We start from the raw sequence: 7,967 nt of genomic DNA, 5'->3' as shown, positions 1-7,967 counted from the left end.
GGGGGCGCTCGGGGGCCCCCCCGGGGGCGCGCCCGCCGCCGCCGGCGCGGCCCCCCCCCCCCGACCCGCTCAGGCGGACGGCGTGAGGTTCCGCAGCGGAGCCGCCAGCTCGGTCGCGAAGAACTCCAGGAAGCCGTCGGGGTCCGGGCCGGCGTTCTGGGTGACGATGTGGTCGAACCCGGCGTCCACGTACTGCTGAGCCCCGGCCAGGTACCCCGCCGGGTCCGGGCCCACCGCGAACTGCGCCGTGACGTCCTCCGCGGACACCGTCTGCGTGGCGGCGTCGAAGTTCACCGGGTTCGGCAGCTCGGACATGACCTTCCAGCCGGTGACGGCCCAGCGGCTCTTCTCCAGCACCGCGTCGATCGCGCTCTGCTCGTCGGGGGCCCAGGCCATCGGCACCTCCGCGTACGCCGGCCCGCTGCCGCCGTGACGCTTCCACGCGGCGACCATCTCGCCCTTCGGCTCGGTGGCGAACAGCCCGTCGCCCAGGTCCGCGGCGATCCGCGCCGAGACCGGACCGCTGGCGGCGACCGCGATGACCGGCAGCTCCTGGGGGAGGTCGAAGACGCGCGCGTCCTCCAGGCGCAGGTGCTTGCCCTCGTAGGTGCGGTACCCGCCCTGCCACAGCAACCGGATGATCTCCAGCGCCTCGCGGAAGCGCTCGTGGCGCTCGGCCACCGCGGGGAACCCGCGGCCGACGACGTGCTCGTTGAGCCGTTCACCGGCGCCCACGCCGAGGGTGAAGCGCCCGTCGGAGATGATCGCCATCGTCGCGGCCGCCTGCGCGATGATCGCCGGGTGGTAGCGCACCGACGGGCACGTCACACCGGTGACCAGGCCGATCCTCTCGGTCTTGGCGGCGATCGCCGCCAGCAGGCTCCACGTGAAACCCGAGTGCCCCTGCACGTCGAGCCAGGGGTGGTAGTGGTCGCTCATCTCGACGAAGTCGTAACCGGCCTCCTCGGCCGCCACGGCCTGCCGGATGATCTCCTTGGGCCCGAAGGCCTCCGTGGCGAGCTTGTACCCGATGCGCATGCGTTCCTCCGTGGTCGGTGGCTCGTGCGGTTCGCCCGGCCGGTCGTCGTTCCGAACACCTCCCGGGGTGTGCTCGCCGCCGTGGGGCGGTAGACCGGGCGGCGGCACAGCACCCGGAACCCTAGGAGAGACGTGAGCGACCAGCACCCCGACCGGACCGGCGACCGCACGTTCGCCCTGCTGCGCGAACTGCTCACCACCTACGGACCCGTGGGGCGCGAGGACGCCGTGCGCGACGTCTGCGCGCGCGAGCTGCGCGACCTCGTCGACGAGCTGTGGACCGACCCGGCGGGGAACCTCGTCGGACTGGTGCGCGGGCGGGAGGAACCGGGCGCCCCCGGCGTGCGGGTGATGGCCCACCTGGACGAGCTGTCGATGATCGTCAAGCGGGTCGAGGACGGCGGGACGCTGCGGGTGGGGGAGCTGGGTGTCATGAACCCCGCCAACTTCGGCCTGGGGCCGGTGGCGGTGCTCGGCGACGCGGAGGAGCTGACGGCGGTCCTGGCGCTCGGTTCCGAGCACACCTCCCGGGAGACGCAGCAGGTCTGGGACACCAAACCGGACGGCGGTGACCGGGCGATGGACTGGAACCACGTGTCGATCTTCACCGGTCGCACGCCCGAGGAGCTCGCCGCCGCGGGCGTGCACCCCGGTACCCGGGTGTGCGTGCACCGCAGCCGGCGCGAACCGGTGCGCTTCGGTCAGCACGTCGGCGGGTACTTCCTCGACGACCGCGCGGCGGTGGTCGCTCTGCTGGAGGCGGCCCGCCGGCTGCGCGAGCGCGGCGAGCGCCCGCCGGCCGACGTGCACCTGGTGTTCACGACCAGCGAGGAGATCGGCGGGGTCGGCGCCTCCTACGCCAGCCGCACCCTGCCCGGCGAGGTGACCCTGGCGCTGGAGGTCGGTCCGGCCGAACCCGAGTACGGCACCGTGGTGGACTCCGGTCCGATCGTCGTCTACGCCGACGCCGGCGCCGTCTACGACACCACGACCGCCGACCACCTGCTGCGGCTGGGGCAGCGGCTGGGCCTGGCGCCCGTCCCGGCCGCGTTCACCGCGTTCGAGTCCGACGCCTCCCAGTCCAAGCTGAAGGGCCAGAGCCCGCAGGCGGCTCTGCTGTGCCTGCCGACCCTGAGCACCCACGGCTACGAGGTCGTGCACCGCGACGCGGTCGGGGACCTCGCCGAGCTGCTCACCGAGTACCTCGTGCACCCGCGCCCCTGAGCGGGCGCACCGCTCAGGCGGTGGGCGGTGCGGCCTGCGCGGCCAGGCGCACCGGGGCGTTCGCCTCCCCGGTCCCGCGGTAACCGCCGACGCGCTGGAGCACCTCCACGAAGAACTCCCGGCTGACCGACCGGGTGAAGAAGTGCAGCAGCTCGCCGCCCGCGTCCCGGTCGTACAGGACGGAGTTCTCCCGCAGTTGCGCCAGGAACTCCTCGTCCAGGCCGAAACGGGCCTCCAGGTCCGCGTAGTAGTTCCCCGGGACGGGGAGCGGCTCACCGCCGGCCCGCCGGAACGCCCGGGCCGCGGCGAGGGCGTCGTCGGTGCCGAAGGCCAGGTGCCCGGCGCCCAGCGGGCGCCCGCGCAGCATCGCCGAGGTGGGCGCGACGCTCAGCACCACGCGCAGCGCGCCACCCGGCGACGTCATCGTCCGGGTGCGCACCAGACCCGCCGGTCCCGGGACCGCACCCGCCGGGCCCGCCTCCAGGTCCAGCACCGCGGTGAAGAACAGCGCGGCACCGTCGAACCCGGCGAACCGCTGCGGCAGGGCCACGTGGTCCACGCCGGTCAGCACCACCGGTTCGTCGCCGCGCGGGGCGGGGACCGCGGCCGGCGCGCACGGGGCGAAGTCCGCCAGCCAGCCGCCGTCGGCGGGCTCGTCCGCGCAGAACTGCACCCACGTGCCGTCCGGTGCGACGACCGAGGGGATCTCCGCCTCGCCGGGACCCACCGCGCGGTTCACCACCGGCGCCAGCAGCGTGCGGGCCCGTTCGTGCAGCGCGTGCGGTCGCGGTGTCGCCAGGCCGAGCGCCGTCACCTGCGCGCGCACGTCCTCGCGGCGCCGGTTCACCACCACCCGCACGTCGCCGTTGGACCACAGCTCCACCGGCCCGCTGCGGTGCACCCCGGTGCGCGAGAACCCCAGCCGGGACAGCAGACCCGTCACCGCGCCGGCCGTCGCGGGGGCGGCGGAGACCTCCGTGAACGCCCACGAGCGCACCGCGGGCGCCTGCGGCAGCGACGGTGCGGGCGACGCCGGGGGCAGCCCGGGGCGCTGCCGGAACGTGCGGTCGCGCAGGTGCCGCAGCGAGCGCATCGCGTCCACCGCCGTGACCGCCGGCTCGGCCTGCCGGAACAGGTCGTTGAACACCTCCAGGGACACCGGGCCCCGGTAGCCGCCGGCGACCACCGCGGCGTGGAAGCGCTCCAGGTCGAAGTCGCCCTGCCCGGGGAAGCAGCGGTGGTGCCGGCTCAGCGGCAGCACGTCCATCGGCAGCCGCGGTGCGTCGGCGATCTGGTAGAAGAACACCTTCCCCGGTGCGATGTCGGCGATGCCGGAGGGGTCGTCGCCGCGCGAGAGCACGTGGAAGGAGTCCAGGCAGTTGCCCAGCGCCGGGTGGTCGGCGGCCGCCACGACGCGGGCGGCGTGCCGGTAGTCCGACACGTGCGCCCCCCAGGCCAGCGCCTCGTAGGCCAGCCGGACGCCGTGCGAGGCGGCCACCTCCGCGGCCGCGTGCAGCTGCGCCGCCAGCAGCGCGTCGTCGCGCACCGCGCCGTCGTGCACGGCCGAGCACACCAGGACCAGGTCGGTGCCCAGCTCCAGGGCCAGCTCGCACTTGCGGTGCAGGCGGTGCGCGCTGCTGGCCACGGCCGCCGGGTCCACGTCGTCCAGGTCCCGGAACGGCTGGAACAGCGAGACCGCCAGCCCCAGGTCCTCCACCCGCCGGCGCAGCGCCGCCGGGCCCTCCGGGCTGGCCAGCAGGTCCGGCTCGAACACCTCCACCGCGTCGAAGCCGGCCGCGGCCACCGCCCGCAGCTTCTCGTCCAGCGTGCCGGCCAGGCACACCGTGGCGATCGAGGTGCGCAGCTCGTGCGTGCCCTCGAACGCCCCGGCACCCGCCGGCAGCTCCCCGTGCCCGGCCGCCACCGCGCCACCGGCAGTCGTCGTCCCGCCGTCCGCCATCGTCCCCCCCAGGATCCGTCCGGTCGATCGCCCACCCTGGCACGCGTCGCGCGCCGCCGGGCCGGATCGCCCCGGGAAGCACCCGCACGGGTGCTGCCGGGGCGAGAGCACGGGGTTCCCCGCCGGCCGTAGGGTGCGGTGGTGAGCCTGCCCGACCGCGCCTTCGCCGCCGTCCTGTTCGACATGGACGGCACCCTCGTCGACTCCACCGCCGCCATCGCCCGCTGCTGGACCACGTGGGCCGTGGAGCACGGCGTCACCGCCGAGGCGCTCGCCGCCGCCGGCGGCCACGGCCGCCCCGCCGCCGAGGTCGTCCGGGACCTGGTGGCCGCCGAGCACCTGGAGCAGGCCGCCGCGCGCATCGCCGAGCTGGAGGTCGCCGACGTCGGCGGCGTCGTGCAGCTGCCCGGCGTGCCGCAGCTGCTGGCCTCGATCCCCTCCGGGCGGTGGGCCGTGGTGACGTCCTGCGGCCGGCCCCTGGCCGACGCCCGCCGCCGCGCCGCCGGTCTGCCGGAACCCGCCGCCCTGGTCACCTACGACGACGTCGCCCGCGGCAAGCCCGACCCGGAGTGCTTCGTGCTCGGTGCGCAGCGGCTGGGCGTGGACCCCGCCGACTGCCTCGTCGTGGAGGACGCCCCCGCGGGCCTGGCCGCCGCGCGCGCCGCCGGCTGCGCCACCCTCGCCGTGCGCACCACCCACCCCGACGGGCCCCTGGAGGCCGACGCGGTCGTCGAGCTGCTCTCCCACGTGCGCGCGAGCGCCGACGCCGGCGGCGTGCGGGTGCGGGTGCACGCACCGGGGCAGTGACGCCGCAGGTGTGACGCCGCACGTGTGACGCCGCACGTGTAACGCCCCGGCCCGGCCCGGCGATGACACCGGCGGACCCGGTCGCTGCCCGGACCCCCGAGCGGGCAGCGACCGGGTCCTCGCACGTCCACGGCCGGCCGTGCGCGGCCCGCGACGGCTCCGGCCCCTGGGCCGTCGGCGCTCGGCGGTAACCTCACTGCATGCCCACCGCCTCGGCCGTGCACGTCCCCCGCCCCTTCGGGGCGGTGCTGGCCGCGATGGTCACGCCCTTCACCACCACCGGCGCCCTCGACACCGACGGCGCCGCCGCCCTGGCCGAGCGGCTCGTGGGCGAGGGGCACGACGGCCTGGTCGTCAGCGGCACCACGGGCGAGTCGCCCACCACCTCCGACGCCGAGAAGGACCGCCTGCTGCGCGCCGTCCTGGAGGCCGTCGGCGAGCGCGCGCACGTCCTGGCCGGGGTGGGCACCAACGACACCGCGCACACGGTCGAGCTGGCGCGGGCGGCCGAGAAGGCCGGCGCCCACGGGCTGCTCGTCGTCACGCCCTACTACTCCAAGCCCCCGCAGGCGGCGCTGGAGCACCACTTCCGCACCGCGGCCGACGCCACCGGCCTGCCGGTCATGCTCTACGACATCCCCGGCCGCTCCGGCGTGCCGATCGAGACGGAGACCCTGGTGCGCCTGGCCGCCCACGAGCGCGTCGTGGCGGTCAAGGACGCCAAGGGCGACCTCGCGGCGACCTCCTGGGTCCTGGCCCGCACCGACCTGGCGTACTACTCCGGCGACGACGTCCTGAACCTGGCGCTGCTGGCGCACGGCGCCTCCGGCGTCGTCAGCGTCGTCTCCCACGTGGCGGGCCGCGAGTACGCGGCGATGGTGCGCGCCGTCGACGGCGGCGACCTGCTCACCGCCCGCACCCTGCACGCGCGGCTGCTGCCCGCCGTGCGCGGGATCATGAACCGCACGCAGGGCGTCGTCGCCGTCAAGGCCGCCCTGGAGCTGACCGGTGCGCTGCCGCACCGCGCGGTGCGCCCCCCGCTGCTGGCGGCCACCGCCGAGGAGGTCGCGGCGATCGCCGCGGACCTCGCCACCGCCGGGCTGCTGCCCGGCTCCACCGGCACCTGGTCCACCCACCCCACGGTCGCGGCCGCCCCGGTCGCAGGAGGAGCCGCATGAGCCACCCCCACCCCGAGCTCTCCACCCCGCCGCCGCTGCCCGACGGCGCCCTGCGCGTCGTCGGGCTCGGCGGGCTGGGCGAGGTCGGGCGCAACATGACGGTGTTCGAGCACCGCGGCAAGCTGCTGGTCGTCGACTGCGGGGTCCTCTTCCCCGAGGAGCACCAGCCCGGCGTGGACCTCATCCTCCCGGACTTCAGCCACATCGCCGACCGCCTCGACGACGTCGTCGCCCTCGTGCTCACGCACGGCCACGAGGACCACATCGGCGCCGTGCCCTACCTGCTGCGCTCGCGCCCGGACATCCCCCTGGTGGGCTCCCAGCTGACCCTGGCGCTGATCGAGGCCAAGCTCAAGGAGCACCGCATCCGCCCCTACACCCTGGGGGTGAAGGAGGGGCAGACCGAGCAGCTCGGGCCGTTCTCCTGCGAGTTCATCGCGGTGAACCACTCCATCCCCGACGCGCTGGCGGTCGCGATCCGCACCGATGCCGGGATGGTCCTGCACACCGGCGACTTCAAGATGGACCAGCTGCCGCTGGACGGGCGGATCACCGACCTCAACGCCTTCGCCCGCCTCGGCGACGAGGGCGTGGACCTCTTCTGCGTGGACTCCACCAACGCCGAGGTCCCCGGCTTCACCGCCCCCGAGCGCGACATCGGCCCGGTGCTGGAGCAGCTCTTCGGGCGCGCCGAGCGCCGCATCGTCGTCGCCTCCTTCTCCAGCCACGTGCACCGCGTGCAGCAGGTGCTCAACGCGGCCGACGCCCACGGGCGCAGGGTCGCCTTCGTGGGCCGGTCCATGGTGCGCAACATGGGCATCGCCGCCGACCTCGGCTACCTCAAGGTGCCGCCGGGGGTGCTGATCGACCTCAAGCAGGTCGACGACCTGCCCGACGACCGCGTCGTCCTGATGTGCACCGGATCGCAGGGCGAGCCGATGGCGGCGCTCTCGCGCATGGCCAACCGCGACCACCGCGTCTCCATCAGCGCCGGCGACACCGTCGTGCTGGCCAGCTCGCTCATCCCCGGCAACGAGAACGCCGTCTTCCGCGTCATCAACGGCCTGACCCGCCTGGGTGCGACCGTCGTGCACCAGCAGAGCGCGAAGATCCACGTCTCCGGCCACGCCAGCGCCGGCGAGCTGCTCTACTGCTACAACATCCTCAAGCCGCGCAACGTCATGCCGGTGCACGGCGAGTACCGCCACCTGATCGCCAACGCCGAGCTGGCCGTCAAGACCGGCGTGCCGCGCGAGCGCGTCGTCATCGCCGAGGACGGCGTCGTCGTCGACCTCGTGGACGGCCGGGCCAGCATCACGGGCGCCGTGCCGGTGGGCTACGTCTACGTCGACGGCTCCAGCGTCGGTGAGATCACCGAGGCCGACCTCAAGGACCGCCGCATCCTCGGCGAGGAGGGGTTCATCTCCATCTTCGTCGCCGTGGACTCGGTCACCGGCAAGGTCGTCTCCGGTCCGGAGTTCAACGCGCGCGGCTTCATCGGCGACGGCGACGACCGCTTCGCCGGGATCAAGTCGAAGGTGGAGGCGGCCATCGACGAGGCCTCCACCGGCCCCGTGGACACCCACCAGCTGCAGCAGATCGTGCGGCGCACCGTCGGCAGCTGGGTCAGCCAGAAGCACCGCCGGCGCCCCATGATCGTGCCGGTGGTCGTCACCGCCTGACGCACCGCCCCCGGCAGCGCCCGCGGCCCGCGACCGTCCCCGGTCGCGGGGGGGGGGGGGGGGGGGGGCGGGGGGGGG

The 7,967-nt window shown here is 75.2% G+C and carries 6 protein-coding genes; 4 read left to right on the top strand and 2 right to left on the bottom strand.

All coding sequences use genetic code 11. The annotated features are described in order from the left end of the window. Positions 1 to 69: 69 nt before the first annotated feature. On the bottom strand, positions 70 to 1,038 hold the full coding sequence (locus tag ACRYR9_RS19055) for a TIGR03557 family F420-dependent LLM class oxidoreductase (RefSeq protein WP_432498919.1): 969 nt from the start codon (positions 1,036 to 1,038) through the stop codon (positions 70 to 72). Positions 1,039 to 1,170: 132 nt separating this feature from the next. Between ACRYR9_RS19055 and ACRYR9_RS19050 the strand changes: the two genes are divergently transcribed. Further along, positions 1,171 to 2,262, top strand: a complete 1,092-nt coding sequence (locus ACRYR9_RS19050) for a M20/M25/M40 family metallo-hydrolase (protein WP_432498921.1) — start codon at positions 1,171 to 1,173, stop codon at positions 2,260 to 2,262. Between the two features lie 13 nt (positions 2,263 to 2,275). Here ACRYR9_RS19050 and ACRYR9_RS19045 read toward each other — a convergent pair whose 3' ends face one another. Continuing rightward, positions 2,276 to 4,222, bottom strand: a complete 1,947-nt coding sequence (locus tag ACRYR9_RS19045) for a sugar phosphate isomerase/epimerase and 4-hydroxyphenylpyruvate domain-containing protein (RefSeq protein WP_432498923.1) — start codon at positions 4,220 to 4,222, stop codon at positions 2,276 to 2,278. A 141-nt stretch (positions 4,223 to 4,363) separates the two neighbouring features. On the opposite strand from ACRYR9_RS19045, the gene ACRYR9_RS19040 reads away from it, so the two are divergent. The 3 genes from ACRYR9_RS19040 to ACRYR9_RS19030 all read left to right on the top strand — a co-directional run bounded on the left by ACRYR9_RS19040 (position 4,364) and on the right by ACRYR9_RS19030 (position 7,889). Beyond that, complete coding sequence (locus ACRYR9_RS19040) at positions 4,364 to 5,029, top strand: HAD-IA family hydrolase (protein WP_432498926.1); 666 nt, start codon at positions 4,364 to 4,366, stop codon at positions 5,027 to 5,029. A 200-nt stretch (positions 5,030 to 5,229) separates the two neighbouring features. Next, positions 5,230 to 6,207: a 4-hydroxy-tetrahydrodipicolinate synthase gene (gene dapA, locus ACRYR9_RS19035; protein ID WP_432498929.1), complete on the top strand. Its 978-nt coding sequence runs from the start codon at positions 5,230 to 5,232 to the stop codon at positions 6,205 to 6,207. Next, positions 6,204 to 7,889 (top strand): ribonuclease J, encoded by a 1,686-nt coding sequence (locus ACRYR9_RS19030; RefSeq protein WP_432498931.1) that lies wholly within the window; start codon positions 6,204 to 6,206, stop codon positions 7,887 to 7,889. Before dapA ends, ACRYR9_RS19030 begins: the two co-directional genes overlap by 4 nt. Positions 7,890 to 7,967 lie beyond the last annotated feature (78 nt).

Origin of the sequence: Kineococcus auxinigenes, assembly GCF_050871525.1 — a bacterium.
Classification (GTDB): Bacteria; Actinomycetota; Actinomycetes; order Actinomycetales; family Kineococcaceae; genus Kineococcus.
Note: the sequence above shows the minus strand (reverse complement) of the source record. Positions and strands in the feature narration are given on the sequence as shown.

What these genes read in the sequence shown, in the direction of transcription:
- dapA (WP_432498929.1), top strand. Translation starts at nt 5,230, where the DNA reads ATGCCCACCGCCTCGGCCGTGCACGTCCCCCGCCCCTTCGGGGCGGTG.
- ACRYR9_RS19045 (WP_432498923.1), bottom strand. Translation starts at nt 4,222, where the DNA reads ATGGCGGACGGCGGGACGACGACTGCCGGTGGCGCGGTGGCGGCCGGG.
- ACRYR9_RS19030 (WP_432498931.1), top strand. Translation starts at nt 6,204, where the DNA reads ATGAGCCACCCCCACCCCGAGCTCTCCACCCCGCCGCCGCTGCCCGAC.
- ACRYR9_RS19055 (WP_432498919.1), bottom strand. Translation starts at nt 1,038, where the DNA reads ATGCGCATCGGGTACAAGCTCGCCACGGAGGCCTTCGGGCCCAAGGAG.